The following is a 13276-nucleotide window of genomic DNA, read 5'->3' as shown; positions in this document are numbered from 1 at the left end:
GGATCAACTCTGGACAATCCAGGGGGCACCGCGTAGCCATACATATGTTGTCTGCGCCGAATGAGAGGTGGCCCCGTTGGCCGAAGTGATCAGCGCGATCGACGCCGTGGACGTGCGCTTCCCGACTTCGCTGAGCCTGGACGGGTCCGACGCGATGAACCCGGAACCCGACTACTCGGCCGCGTACGTGACCATCCGCACGAGCGACGGCGACGAGGGCTACGGGCTCGCCTTCACCGTCGGCCGCGGCAACGACATCGAGGTCGCCGCCGTCCGCGCGCTCGTGCCCCTGGTCGCCGGGATGCCGGTGGCCGACGCGCTCGCCGACCTCGGCGCCTTCTCCCGCCGGCTGACCGGGGACAGCCAGCTCCGGTGGCTGGGCCCGGACAAGGGCGCCATCCACATGGCCGCCGCCGCGATCGTCAACGCGGCGTGGGACCTGCGGGCCCGTCGCGAAGGCAAGCCGGTCTGGCGGCTGCTGGCCGAACTGCCGCCCGAGGAGCTGGTCGACCTGGTCGACTTCCGGTACCTGCAGGACGCCCTGACCCGCGACGAAGCCCTCGACATCCTCCGCCGCGCCGAACCGGGCCGCGCGGCCCGCCAGGCCGAACTCCTGGAGTCCGGTTTTCCCGCCTACACCACGACTCCCGGCTGGCTCGGGTACTCGCCGGAGAAGTTGGCGGCGCTCTCGGCGGAGGCGGTCGCCGACGGCTTCACCCAGATCAAGCTCAAGGTCGGCGCCGACATCGAAGAGGACATCCGCCGGCTGCGGCTCGCCCGGGACGTCGTCGGGCCGGACGTCCGGATCGCCATCGACGCCAACCAGGCGTGGGGCGTCGGGCAGGCCATCGAATGGCTGCGCCCGCTGGCCGAGTTCGACCCGTACTGGATCGAGGAGCCGACCTCGCCCGACGACGTGCTCGGCCACGCGGCGATCCGCCGGGCGGTCGCGCCGATCAAGGTGGCCACCGGCGAGCACACGCACAACGCCGTGATGTTCAAGCAGCTGCTGCAGGCGGAGGCGATCGACGTTCTGCAGCTCGACGCCAGCCGGGTCGCCGGGGTCACCGAGAACATCGCGATCCTGTTGCTGGCCGCGAAGTTCGGCGTCCCGGTGTGCCCGCACGCCGGCGGGGTCGGGCTGTGCGAAATGGTCCAGCACCTGTCGATGTTCGACTTCGTCGCGGTGAGCGGCACCCAGACCGACCGCGTCATCGAGTACGTCGACCACCTGCACGAGCACTTCGTCGACCCGGTGCGGATCGAGCGCGGCCGCTACCTCGCGCCGCGGGAGCCGGGGCTGGGGGCGCGGCTGCACGCGGAATCCGTGGCGCAGTACCGGTTCCCGGACGGCCCGGTCTGGCAGCGGGACGCGGTGGTGGTCGCGTGACCGGTGGGGAGTTCGACGGCGTCCGCGCGATCGTGACCGGCGGCGCGTCCGGCATCGGGCTAGCGACCGCGCTCAGGCTGTCCGCGCGCGGCGCGAGCGTGGTCTGCCTCGACCTGAACGACAAGGTCGAAGAGCCGTTGACCGGCGTGCGGGCCGACGTCTCGGACGACGACTCGGTGCGAGCCGCGGTCGCCGCCGCGGTGGACCACCTCGGCGGTCTGGACGTCCTGGTCAACAACGCCGGGATCGGCGCGCAGGGAACCGTCGAAGACAACGACGACGCCGAGTGGCACCGCGTGTTCGACGTCAACGTCGTGGGCATGGTGCGGGTGACCCGCGCGGCCCTGCCGCACCTGAGGGAGTCGCCCGCGGCGGCGATCGTGAACACCTGCTCGATCGCGGCCACCGCCGGCCTGCCGCAGCGAGCGCTCTACAGCGCCACGAAAGGGGCGGTCCTCGCGCTCACCCGCGCGATGGCCGCCGACCACCTGGCCGAGGGGATCCGCGTGTGCTGCGTGAACCCCGGCACCGCGCACACCCCGTGGATCGACCGGCTGCTCTCGCAGGCCGACGATCCCGAGGCCGAGCTGGCCGCGCTCGCCGCGCGTCAGCCCACCGGCCGGCTCGTCACCGCCGACGAGGTCGCCGCGGCGATCTGCTACCTGGCCGGCCCGGACTCCGGCGCCACCACCGGCACCGATCTCGCCGTGGACGGCGGGATGTCCGGCCTCCGTCTCCGCCCGAAACCTGTCAACGAGGAGAGGTCATGAAGTTCCAGCACCTGCGCGCCGCGACCGTCGTCACCGCCGGCGTCCTGACCGCGGCCGCACTGGCCGGCTGCAGCGGCGGCGGCTCGACCGCCGCTTCGGGCGGCAAAACCGTCGTGGGCGTCGATTACCCGCGCTCGGACACCGACTTCTGGAACGCCTACATCAAGTACGTGCCCCAGTTCGCCGGGCAGTTCGGGCTCGACCTCAAGACCACCAACTCGCAGAACGACGTCGCCAACCTGACGGCCAACGTGCAGACGATGATCAGCCAGGGCGTCAAGGGCGTGGTGATGGCGCCGCAGGACACCGCGGCGATCATCCCGACACTGCAGCAGCTGGCGGGCAAGAAGATCCCGGTCGTGTCCGTCGACACCCGGCCCGACCAGGGCAACGTCTACATGGTCGTGCGGGCCGACAACCGCGCCTACGGCGAGAAGGCCTGCCAGTTCCTCGGCACCAAGCTCGCCGGCAAGGGCAAGGTCGTCATGCTGCAGGGCGACCTCGCCTCGATCAACGGCCGCGACCGCACCGAGGCCTTCAACGACTGCATGAAGAAGAACTTCCCGGGCATCACGGTGTTCGGCGAGGCCACCAACTGGGACGCCAACACCGCCGCCCAGAAGCTGCAGACCCGGCTGACGGCGAACCCGGACATCAAGGGCGTCTACATGCAGTCCAGCTTCGCCCTGTCCGGCACGCTGCAGCTGCTCAAGCAGCGTGGCCTGGCGGTCCCGGCGAGCGACCCGAAGCACGTGTTCATCGTGTCCAACGACGGCATCCCCGAGGAACTGGCCAAGATCCGGGCCGGTGAGATGGACGCGACCGTGTCCCAGCCCGCGGACCTGTTCGCCAAGTACGCCCTGCAGTACGTCAAGGACGCCATCGCCGGCAAGACGCCCGCCCCGGGCAAGACCGACCACGACAGCACCATCATCCAGGTCCGCGACGGCCTGATGGAGGACCAGCTGGCCGCCCCGCTGGTCACCTCGGACGGTGCCACGTTCGGGCCGGTACCCAGCGTCAAGGTCGACGACCAGTCCCTGTGGGGCAACAGCAAGAGCTGACGGGCTGCGGAGAAGGAGCCAACATGAGCACCGTGCCGGTCGTCGAGGCGCACGGGGTGGTCAAGCGCTACGGCGCCACGGTCGCGCTGGACCACGCCGACCTGACCGTCCTGCCCGGGCAGACGCACGCCCTGGTCGGCCGCAACGGAGCCGGCAAGTCGACTTTGGTGTCCGTCCTCACCGGACTGACCGAGCCGGACGCCGGAACCGTGCGGCTGACCGGGGAACCGGCGCCGGCCCTGGCCGACCGGGACGCCTGGCGCGCCCGGGTGGCGTGCGTGTACCAGCGCTCGACGATCATCCCCGAGCTGTCGGTGGCGGAGAACCTGTTCCTCAACCGGCAGGAGACCCGCGGCGGGTTCGTCCGCTGGGCCGCCCTGCGCCGCTCGGCCGCCGAACTCCTGGAACGCTGGTCGGTGGCCGTCGACGTGCACCGGCCGGCCCGGGAGCTGAGCGTGGAGCAGCGCCAGTTCGTCGAGATCGCGCGGGCCCTGTCGTTCGGCGCCCGGTTCGTCATCCTCGACGAGCCGACCGCGCAGCTCGACGGGGCCGCGATCACCCGGCTGTTCGGGCACATCGCCGAGCTCCAGCGCCAGGGGGTCACGTTCCTGTTCATCAGCCACCACCTGCAGGAGGTCTACGAAATCTGCGACACGGTGACGGTGTACCGGGACGCCCGGCACGTCCTCACCTCGCCGGTCTCGCAGCTGCCGAAGGCCGACCTCGTGGCCGCGATGACCGGGGAGAACGCCGTCACCGTGCAGGAGCGGACGTCGTCAGCCCGGCACGGCGAGGAACCCGTGTTCCGCGTGGACGAGCTGACCCTCGCCCCGCACTTCGAAGGCGTGTCCTTCGAGGTCGCGCCGGGGGAGATCGTCGGGCTGGCCGGATCCGGCAGCAGCGGCAAGACCGAGCTCGCCGAGGCGCTGGCCGGGCTGCGCAAGCCCACCTCCGGCACGGTCTTCGTCTCCGGCTCCCGGCCCCGGCCCGGCGACGTCCCGTCGGCGCTGGCCGCGGGCGTCGGGTTCGTTCCGGAAGACCGCCACCACCAGGGTTTCGTGCCGGAGATGTCCATTGCGGACAACTCCACGATGAGCGTGATGGACCGGCTCGGTCCGGGCATCTTCGTCCGGTCCGGCCGGCGCGACCGGCTCGCCGGGACGCTGATCACGCGGCTGGCGGTGAAGACCCCCGGCCCCGAGCTGCCGGTGTCCGCGCTGTCCGGCGGCAACCAGCAGAAGGTCGTGATGGCCCGTGCGCTCGCGGGCGACCCGCGGCTGCTCGTGCTGATCACCCCCACCGCCGGGGTCGACGTGCGGTCGAAGGAGTTCCTCCTCGGCAAGGTCGCGGAGGCCGCCGAGGCGGGCACCGCGGTGCTGATCGCCTCGGACGAACTGGACGACCTGCGCCTGTGCGACCGGCTGCTGGTCGTGGTGCACGGCCGGCTCACCACCGAAATCCCCGCAGGCTGGCCGGACCGCGAGGTCGTGGCCGCCATGGAAGGAGTCGACCTCGATGCCTGAAAGCCCCGCCGCGGTGGGCGCCCCGCCACGGACCGGATCCGGCCCCGCGCCCCGGCGCATCGCGCTGGCCCGCCTGCGCGACTTCGCGCTGGTGCCCGGGATCATCGCGATCGCCGTCGTCGGCCAGCTGGTGAACCCGGTGTTCCTCCAGTACGACAACGTGATCAACATCCTGCAGACGATGTCGGAGATCGCCCTGCTGGTGCTCGCCCAGACGATGGTCCTGGTCGTCGGCAAGATGGACCTCTCCCTGGAATCGACCTTCGGCCTCGCACCGGGCGTGGCGGCCTGGCTGACGATCGGTGGCGGCCATTCGCTCGGGCTGCTGCCGTCGTGGACCGCCGTGCCCGTGGTGCTGGTGGTCGGCGTGGTGGTGGGGGCGCTGAACGCCCTGCTGATCGTCCGGTTCGGGCTGAGCGGGTTCGTCGTCACCCTCGGCATGCTGATCGTGCTGCGCGGCCTGCTGACCGGGATCTCCGGCGGCCAGACCTTCTTCGGCCTGCCCGATTCGGTGCTCTACCTCGGCACGACGTTGTGGGCCGGGATCCCGGCGTCGATCTGGATCTGCGTGCTGCTGTTCGCCGGCGGGATCGTGCTGCTCGGCTACACCCGGTTCGGCCGCAGCCTGTACGCGATCGGCGGCAACGAGGACGCGGCGAAGGCCGCGGGCATCCGGACCGACCGGATCGTGTGGCTCGTGCTGATCGGGGCGAGCGTGCTGGCCGCGCTCGGCGGGCTGCTGCTGTCCGGGCGGCTCGCCTCGGTGGCCGCGGCGCAGGGCAACGGCTACATCTTCACGGTGTTCGCCGCCGCCGTCATCGGCGGCGTGAGCCTGAACGGCGGCCGCGGCACGCTCTTCGGCGCGTTCACCGGCATCCTGCTGCTGTACATGATCCAGAACGTGCTGACCCTGGCCGGCGTGCCCGCCCAGTGGATCGGCGCGCTCAACGGCGCCATCATCCTCATCGCCCTGGTGATGTCCCGCATCACCAGCGGCAAGCGGCAGACCTGATGGCGGAGCTCGGCCTGGGCACCGCGGGCCTGGGCAACGTCTTCGGCGACGTCGACGACGAGGCCGCCGCGGAGGTCGTCGCCGCGGCGGCCGGAGCCGGGGTGCGGTACTTCGACACCGCGCCTTACTACGGCTTCGGGCTGGCCGAGCGCCGGCTCGGTCGCGCGCGGCCCCTCGGTTCGTCCGTGGTGTCGACGAAGGTGGGCCGGACGCTCACCGGCGGCGGCTGCGTCTTCGACTTCTCCGCGGACGCCGTCCGCCGGGGGATCGAGGGCAGCCTCGAGCGCCTGGGCCTCGACCGCGTCGACGTCGTCTACCTGCATGATCCCGACGACCACGAGGAGGAGGCGGCGACCCGGGCGTGGCCGGAGCTGCGCCGGCTGCGCGACGAAGGCGTGGTCTCCGCGATCGGCGTCGGGATGAACCAGTGGGAGATGCCCGCCCGGTTCGTCGAGCGGCTCGACGTCGACGTGGTGCTGCTGGCCGGCCGGTACACGCTGCTCGACCGCAGTGGCGAGCGGCTGCTCGACCTCTGCGGCGAGCGCGGGGTGGACGTGGTGCTGGGCGGGGTGTTCAACTCCGGCCTGCTGATCGACCCCCGGCCGGGCGCCTGGTTCGACTACGCCCCGGCGCCGGCGGACCTGCTGGCCCGCGCGCAGCGCATGCAGGAGGTCGCCGCGTCGGCGGGGTACGACCTGGCCGCGTGCGCGCTCGCTTTCGCTGCCGCGCACCCCGCCGTCACGTCGGTGCTGGTCGGGGCCACGAGCGCCGCCCAAGTGCGGGCGAACGCGGATGCCTTCGGCCGTGAGGTGCCGGCGGATCTGCTGTCCCGGTTGGTTTCCGGTTAGCCGTCGAGCTCCCGCACGTCGGCCAGGTGCGCGCGCAGCCAGCGTTCGGACGTGTCGACGTGCATCAGCGCGGCGGCGGTGGCCACCGCGGGGTCGCGGTCGGCGAGGGCGTCGTAGATCGCCTTGTGCTGCGACAGCGTCACGTGCGTCGCGCCGCGTTCGACGGTGCCGCGCCAGACCCGCGCGCGCAGGGTGCGCGAGGAGATGCCGTCCAGGAGCGCGGTGAGGGTCTCGTTGCCGGTGGCCGTGACGACCGCGCGGTGGAAGGCGGCGTCGAGCACGGTGAGGCGTTCGACGTCCTCGATCGCCTCGTGCATCGCGTCGAGCAGCTCGCCGACGGTCCGGAGCTGGGCGTCGGTGATCCGGGTGGCGGCCAGGCCGGTCGCCGCGGGCTCCAGGAGCCGGCGCACCTCGGTCAGCTCGAGGACGCTGCCGCCCTGCATGAGCGCCACCGCGTTGCCGAGCCCTTCCAAGAGCAGGCTCGGGGCGAGGCTGGTGACGTACGTACCGTCGCCGCGGCGGACCTCGAGCACCCGGGCCAGCGCGAGCGCCTTCACGGCTTCCCGGGTGGGGCTGCGGGAGATGCCCAGCTCGGTGGCCAGCTCGTGTTCCGCGGGCAGCTTGGAGCCGGCCGGGAACCGGCCGGACCGGACGAACTCCCGGATCCGGTCGATCGCTTCGTCGGTCAACGACCTCGCCATGGCCCTCCTCGGACAGCTTCGCCTGGGTGTTCACCCTAGCAGTCATATGATGTATGGCCGGTGAGGAGGCGGTCTTTGCCCGGGGATTCGCGGTTTTCGCGCTTACTCATGTGATGTCTTGGTGCAGAAGGATGGAACGGTCCCGAGGCCGGCACGATCGCTCGGCCGGCTCGGCGTCCGTGAGCGAAGCCCGCTCCCCGCGGCGGCCCGCCGCGCGGGCGGCCGGGGACCGGTAGCGGTTTCCTCTATCATCGCTCGCTGACCTACGAGAGCACGCGACAGTGGTGATGCCGGGAATGCGTGGGAGTGACCCGCCTTCGAACACCGTCTTCGGCGAGGTGTCGGGAACGGTCATCCAGGCCGGGCAGATCACCGGCGGGCTGCACCTCACCCCGGCGGCACCCCGCCCCCGGACGAGCCCGGCGGCGCGCCTCGCCCAGCGCCCGCCGTGGCTGGCCCGGCTGCGCCACCCCGGCGGCGGGACGGCGGGAGCCGCTGTGCTGGTGGACGACCGGCACGTCGTCACCTGCGCGCGCGTGCTCCCGGGCGGGCCATCCGGTGAGGTCGAAGTCGAGTTCCCCTGCGCCGACCCGCCGCTGGTGCGCCGGGCCCGGGTGCTCGCGTCGGAGACGGGCGCGGACGGCCTGGCCGGGGACGTGACTGTGGTGCGGCTGACGGATTCGGTGCGCCTCACGCCCGCGCCGCTCGCCACACCCGCCGCTCCCGACGGTCACGAGTGCTGGATGCACGGATTTCCGGACGACAGCCACGCCGTGCGCCGGTTAACCGGGCACGTGGCCGGCGTGAGCGGTCCGCACGGGCGCTGGTTCGAACTCGACCCGGGGCCGGTGGACGAAGGGGCGAGCGTGACCGGAACACCGGTCTTCGACCGCGACGCGGACGCCGTGATCGGCATCGTCGCTCCGCGCGAAGACCGCCGGTGGGATCTGCTGCCCGTGCCGTACCTCTGCCGGTGGTGGCCGTCGCTGGCCGGGCTGGTCCGGTGGCGGTTGGACCTCGATCCGAGCGTGAAGACGCACTGGCTGCCCCGCGCGCGCGGTTCGGAGGTCGAGAACGACGCCGGCCGGTGGTACTTCACCGGGCGCAGCGCGGCCCGGCAGGCGATCGGCGAGTGGCTGGACGAACCCGGGACGCCGGTGCTGGTGGTGGCGGGCGGGCCGGGGACCGGGAAGTCGGCGCTGCTGGCCCACCTGCTCGTCGCCTCGGATCCGCTGCTCGGTTCCGCCGTTCCCGCTACGGCGCCGCAGCCGCGCCGCGGGGCGTTCGACATCGGCATCCACGTCGCCGGGCTGACCCGCGACGACGTCATGCAGCGGCTGGCGGCCACCATCGAGGTGGAGGCCGCGACACCGCGGGAGCTGCTGGCCGCCGCGCGGGAGCGGCACCAAAGCGGGCACCGGCCGCTGACCGTGCTGGCCGACGCCGTCGAAGAGGCGGCGAACACCGACGAGGCCGTCCAGATCGCCGCTCTGCTGCGGAGCCTGGCCGGTACCGGGGCCGTCCGGGTACTGGCCGGCGTGCGCACCGCACCGGCCGGGAGTGACCGGGCCCGGATCCTCGCCGCGTTCGGGACGGCCGGGCGCCGGCTGATCGACCTCGAGTCCCGGGAATTCCTGCGCAACCACGACGTCGCCGAATACGTGCAGCACCGCCTGGTCGGCGAGGAGACCGGCCCGGTCCGGTACCGGCACCGCCCGGAAGCGGACCTGCGCACGATCGGGCGGGCGGTGGCTCGCAAGGCCGGCTACAACTTCCTGATCGCCCAGCTGGTCACCCGCTGGCTGACCCACCCCACCACGGCGCCACTGGACCTCGGCGATCCGGCGTGGACGCAGGGCCTGCCGGAGACCATCGGCCAGGCGATGGACGCCTACCTCGACACCTGCGGCGCCGACGCCGCCCTGGTCCGCCGGCTGCTGACCGCCCTGGCCTTCGCCCGCGGCAGCGGCCTGCCGCGCGAGCGCGACCGGACCTGGCTGACGATCGCCGACGCGCTGCACCCGAACCACGCGCACACCCCGGCCGAGCTGGAGACGGTGTTCCACAGCGCCGCCAATTACCTCGTGGAGCGCGTCAACGACCACCAGATCCACTCCACCTACCGGCTCTACCACGACGCTCTTGACGAACACCTGCGCACCGGCCTCGCGGTCAAGGAGCCCCAACGCGCGATCGTCGCCGCGCTGACGCAAGCCGTGCCCGAGCGCGACGGCCGCCGCCAGTGGGCGGCCGCCGCCCCCTACACCCGCGCCCACCTCGCCGGGCACGCCGCACTCGCTCACGACCTCGACCGGCTGCTGGAGGATTCCGGCTACCTCCTCAACGCCGATCCCGGGCCGCTGCTGGCGACCCTCGGGCGCACCACCACCGATCGCGGAGAGCTGATCGCCACGGTCTACCGACTCTCCGTCCACCGGCACCGGCAGGCCGGTCCGGTCACCCGCTGCCGCGTCCTCGCCCTCGACGCGGTCCGGCTCGGTGTCGGGGACCTCCGGGATCGGCTCACCGCGGAGCAGGACGCGCTGGCGGACGGCTCGGGCTGGCGAGCCGCCTACGCCACCGGGCACAACCTGCCCTCCCACACCATCGCGGTGCTCACCGGCCACACCGGGGTGGTCCGTGCCATCGCCGCGGCGGAGGTCGACGGGCGGCCCGTTGCCATCACCGGGGGAACCGACCGGGACGTGCGGTTGTGGGACCTGGCCCAGCAGTACCGGATCGGCGAACCCCTGGCCGGGCACACCGCCGCGGTCCTGGCCGTCGCGGCCACCGACGTCGACGGGCGTCCCGTCGCGGTCACGGCGGGGGAGGACCGGGTGGTGCGGTTGTGGGACCTCGCCGGACACCGGCCGTTCGGCGTGCCGCTGGTCGGCCACACCGGCGCGGTCTTCGCCGTCGCGGCCACCGACGTCGACGGGCGTCCCGTCGCGGTCACGGCCGGGGAGGACCGGGTGGTGCGGTTGTGGGACCTCGCCGAACAACGCCGGCTCGGCGTGCCGCTGGCCGGCCACACCGGCGCGGTCTTCGCCGTCGCGGCCGGGGACGTCGAAGGCCGTGCCGTCGCGATGACCGCGGGAGACGACCAGGTGGTCCACGTCTGGGACCTCGCCGAGCGCCGCGGGCTCGGGCAGGTGCGCGTGCCGGAGCTGGTGAAGGGTCCCCGGTTCTTCCACGCGGGCACCGATCAAGGCATCCCGGCGTCCGTGTCCGCCGTCCGGGCGGGCCTTGTCGACCAGGCCGTGCTGTTCTGGAAGCTGACGGTGTGGCGGCGGACGCCGGAGCGGCCCGTGCTCAGCGTGACGGCGTCCGGGGAGGACCTGATCGCCGCCGCCTCCTACCACCGGCCGGCGGTCGAGGTGTGGAACCTGCCCGAGCGGGCCCAGGTCGGGGCGCAGCAGCCCGGCACCGACGCCGGCCACGCCCCGCTTTCGGCGGTCACGACCCTCGAACTCGACGGCCGTCGCGTCGTGATCGTGGGCGCCGAGCGGAACGTGGAAGTGTGGGACCTGGCCGGGCAGCGCCGGATCGGCGCCCCGGTCACCGGGCACGTCCGCCCGGTGACGGCCGTCGGCGTGGCCGGCGTGGGCGACAAGGTGTTCGCGATGACGGCCGGGGCGTGCTCGCTCCGCCTGTGGGACGTGCCGGGACGGGCCCACCACCGCCGTCTGCTCACCGGGCACGGGTCGGCGGTCACGGCCATCGCGGTGGCCGAAGCCGGTGACCGGCCCGTCGCCGTCACCGCGGCCGGCCCCTTCGTCCAGGTCTGGGACTTCACCACGCACCGGCCGATCGGCTCGCTGCCGGTCGCCGACGACCAGCCGGTGACCACCCTGGCCGTGGCCGACCTCCGTGGCCGGCCGATCGCGTTCGCCGGTGGCTCGGGCGGCGTGTGGGCCTGGGACGTCTTCGGCGGGTTCCCGGTCGGCCGTCGCCGCACCGGCGAACCGGTGACCGCGGTCGCGGCGGCCGCGCTCGACGGCCATCCCGTCGTCGTCACCGCCACCGCGCATGCGGTCCGGGCCTGGCACCTGACCGGGCAGCGCCCGGTCAGCCACCTGCACGACGGATCCGTGACCGCGCTCGCGGTGACCGAGCTTGCCGGGCGGCCGCTGGCTGTCATGGCGGCGGACTCCGTGGTGCACGTCCGGGACATCGGCACCGGACGCCCGCTCGGCCGGCCGTTCACCGCGCACACCGGCCCGGTTCCGGTGCTCACGGCGGCGCTGCTCGACGGTCGTCCGGTCGTCGTTTCCGGCAGCCACGACCGGACCATCCGGGTCTGGGACCCGGAGAGCGGCGAGTGCTTCGACACGCTGACCTTGCCCGACCGGATCAGTGCGATGGCGCTGAGCCGCACGGGCACACTGGTCGTCGGCTTCGGCTACGACATCGCGGTTTTCGAAACGCCGGTTCGCGGCGCCGGAGTGCCGTCCCAGGGGCTGAGCGCAGCCGGCCCGGCCCGGTTGTCCGGCGCGCTCCGGCGGCTCCGGCGGCCGTGACCGGCCGGCGTCACCGGCTCGTCAGCACCGGGTGTGCGCGGATCCGCTCCGCGAGCTCCCGCGCTTCCCGCGAATTCCGGTACGGCGCCGTGTCCAGCGTCGCGCAGATGTCGGACAGGCGGGTCGACAGGTGGGCGACGCCGGCGGTGGCCGGGGTGCTGATCACCGGCTCCAGCGCGTCGTCCGCCGCGTCGAGTTCGCGGATGGCCAGGTAGCCGTCGGTCATCTCCAGGCGGGTTGAGGGTTCGCCGCCGTAGCGGCGGTTGCGCTCGGCGTCCGTTGCGTAGGTGCGGAGGGCGCGCTCGGCCGCTTCGATCGCCAGGACCGGCCGGCCCACCTGGACCCACGCGCCCGCGTTGCAGAACGCCTGCCGGGCCTCGTCGAAGCCGAACTCGCCGCCGACGAGGTCGTGCAGGTCGTCCGGCTCGGTGGGCTGCTCCCGGGCGCGGTGGCCCATCGTGATCACCGCCTGGGTCTCGCGGACGTCGCCGAGGTAGGCCCAGGCGCGGCTTTCGATGTTGCACAGGCGGACGAAGCCGGTGCCGTGCCGCAGGTGTTCGCGGCCGGCCTTGGCCAGGTGCGCCGCCTCGTGCGGGTCGCCCGACCAGAACGCGATGAGCGCCTGGGTGCCGCGCAACCACGCCTTGAGCCCGTTGTGGCCGATGATCTCGGCGTAGACCCAGGCGGCGCGCGACTGTTCCGCGGCGGCGCCGTAGCAGCCCAGCTCCATGCTGGCGCTCGCCAGCAGGCCGCACGTCTGGCCGGCGAGCAGGTAGAGGTGCGACTGCTGGGCCGGGTGGGCGCGCCGCCGCAGCAGCTGGAACACGCGATCGCGCACGCGGACGAGCTCGCCGAAGATCTCGGCGGGCTGGGTGAGGATGGCGGTGCGGGCGAGCTGGACGACGTCGTGGTCCAGCTGTTCGAGCGTGATCGCGCCGACCTCGGTGACCTCGGCGAGTTCGGCGTGCGCCCCGGACGCGTGCGCGGCGGCGCGGACCGCGGCGGCGTCGAGGGGGCCGGGGCCGGGTGCCGGGGCTTCGCCGAGCGGGAGCTGGTCGAGCACGAGCCGCTCGGGCTCGGGCAGCAGCGGCAGTTCGTCTTCGCCCAGCAGGGCGCGGGGGACGGTGCCGTAGACCCGGGCGAGCAGGGCGAGGACGTGGATCGTGGGCCGGATGCCGCGCTGCGGCCACGCCTCGTACTCGCTGATCCGTTTCCCGGTCATCGGGGCACGCGGGTCGCCGAGCAGGTCGTTGCACCGCGCGGCGACCGCCGTCTGGGACAGGCCGTGGGTGTACCGCCAGGCCTGCCGCGGGTTGAACAGCCAGCGCCCGGCCATCTCGGCGGCGATCCGCTCCGGGCTGCTGCCGCCGGCGAGCAGCTGGTGCCGGAGCCGTTCCCGCTCCGGTTTGCTCCCGGGTTTCGCCCCGCTGGTTCCCATGACGCCGCTC

At 73.2% G+C, this 13276-nt stretch carries 9 protein-coding genes; 7 read left to right on the top strand and 2 right to left on the bottom strand.

What is annotated here, in order from left to right; genetic code table 11:
* Window positions 1-67: 67 nt before the first annotated feature.
* From C2L59_RS11315 to C2L59_RS11290, 6 genes are read left to right on the top strand one after another with little or no spacing between them, the layout of a single operon-like run.
* Window positions 68-1390, top strand: a complete 1323-nt coding sequence (locus C2L59_RS11315) for an enolase C-terminal domain-like protein (protein WP_103349481.1) — start codon at window positions 68-70, stop codon at window positions 1388-1390.
* Window positions 1387-2160, top strand: coding sequence for an SDR family NAD(P)-dependent oxidoreductase (locus tag C2L59_RS11310; protein WP_103349480.1), 774 nt, complete (start codon window positions 1387-1389; stop codon window positions 2158-2160). Before C2L59_RS11315 ends, C2L59_RS11310 begins: the two co-directional genes overlap by 4 nt.
* Window positions 2157-3224 (top strand): sugar ABC transporter substrate-binding protein, encoded by a 1068-nt coding sequence (locus C2L59_RS11305; RefSeq protein ID WP_103349479.1) that lies wholly within the window; start codon window positions 2157-2159, stop codon window positions 3222-3224. The genes C2L59_RS11310 and C2L59_RS11305 overlap by 4 nt, the downstream gene beginning before the upstream one ends.
* A gap of 23 nt (window positions 3225-3247) precedes the next feature.
* Window positions 3248-4747 (top strand): sugar ABC transporter ATP-binding protein, encoded by a 1500-nt coding sequence (locus tag C2L59_RS11300; protein WP_103349478.1) that lies wholly within the window; start codon window positions 3248-3250, stop codon window positions 4745-4747.
* Window positions 4740-5759, top strand: coding sequence for an ABC transporter permease (locus C2L59_RS11295; RefSeq protein ID WP_103349477.1), 1020 nt, complete (start codon window positions 4740-4742; stop codon window positions 5757-5759). Before C2L59_RS11300 ends, C2L59_RS11295 begins: the two co-directional genes overlap by 8 nt.
* Window positions 5759-6607: an aldo/keto reductase gene (locus tag C2L59_RS11290; protein WP_103349476.1), complete on the top strand. Its 849-nt coding sequence runs from the start codon at window positions 5759-5761 to the stop codon at window positions 6605-6607. Before C2L59_RS11295 ends, C2L59_RS11290 begins: the two co-directional genes overlap by 1 nt.
* Here C2L59_RS11290 and C2L59_RS11285 read toward each other — a convergent pair.
* Window positions 6604-7308 carry a FadR/GntR family transcriptional regulator gene (locus C2L59_RS11285; RefSeq protein WP_103349475.1) on the bottom strand — a complete coding sequence of 235 codons (705 nt, stop codon included), beginning with the start codon at window positions 7306-7308 and terminating at the stop codon, window positions 6604-6606. The genes C2L59_RS11290 and C2L59_RS11285 overlap by 4 nt on opposite strands.
* Before the next feature lie 296 nt (window positions 7309-7604).
* On the opposite strand from C2L59_RS11285, the gene C2L59_RS11280 reads away from it, so the two are divergent.
* A complete protein-coding gene (locus C2L59_RS11280) occupies window positions 7605-11828 on the top strand; it encodes a WD40 repeat domain-containing protein (RefSeq protein ID WP_103349474.1) in 4224 nt (1407 codons plus the stop codon).
* Window positions 11829-11838: 10 nt separating this feature from the next.
* Here C2L59_RS11280 and C2L59_RS11275 read toward each other — a convergent pair whose 3' ends face one another.
* Window positions 11839-13266: a hypothetical protein gene (locus tag C2L59_RS11275; protein ID WP_146060314.1), complete on the bottom strand. Its 1428-nt coding sequence runs from the start codon at window positions 13264-13266 to the stop codon at window positions 11839-11841.
* Window positions 13267-13276: the final 10 nt, after the last annotated feature.

This window comes from Amycolatopsis sp. CA-128772 (assembly GCF_002904295.1).
In the GTDB taxonomy this organism is placed as follows: Bacteria; Actinomycetota; Actinomycetes; order Mycobacteriales; family Pseudonocardiaceae; genus Amycolatopsis.
This window is presented reverse-complemented; position numbering and strand designations above follow the sequence as displayed.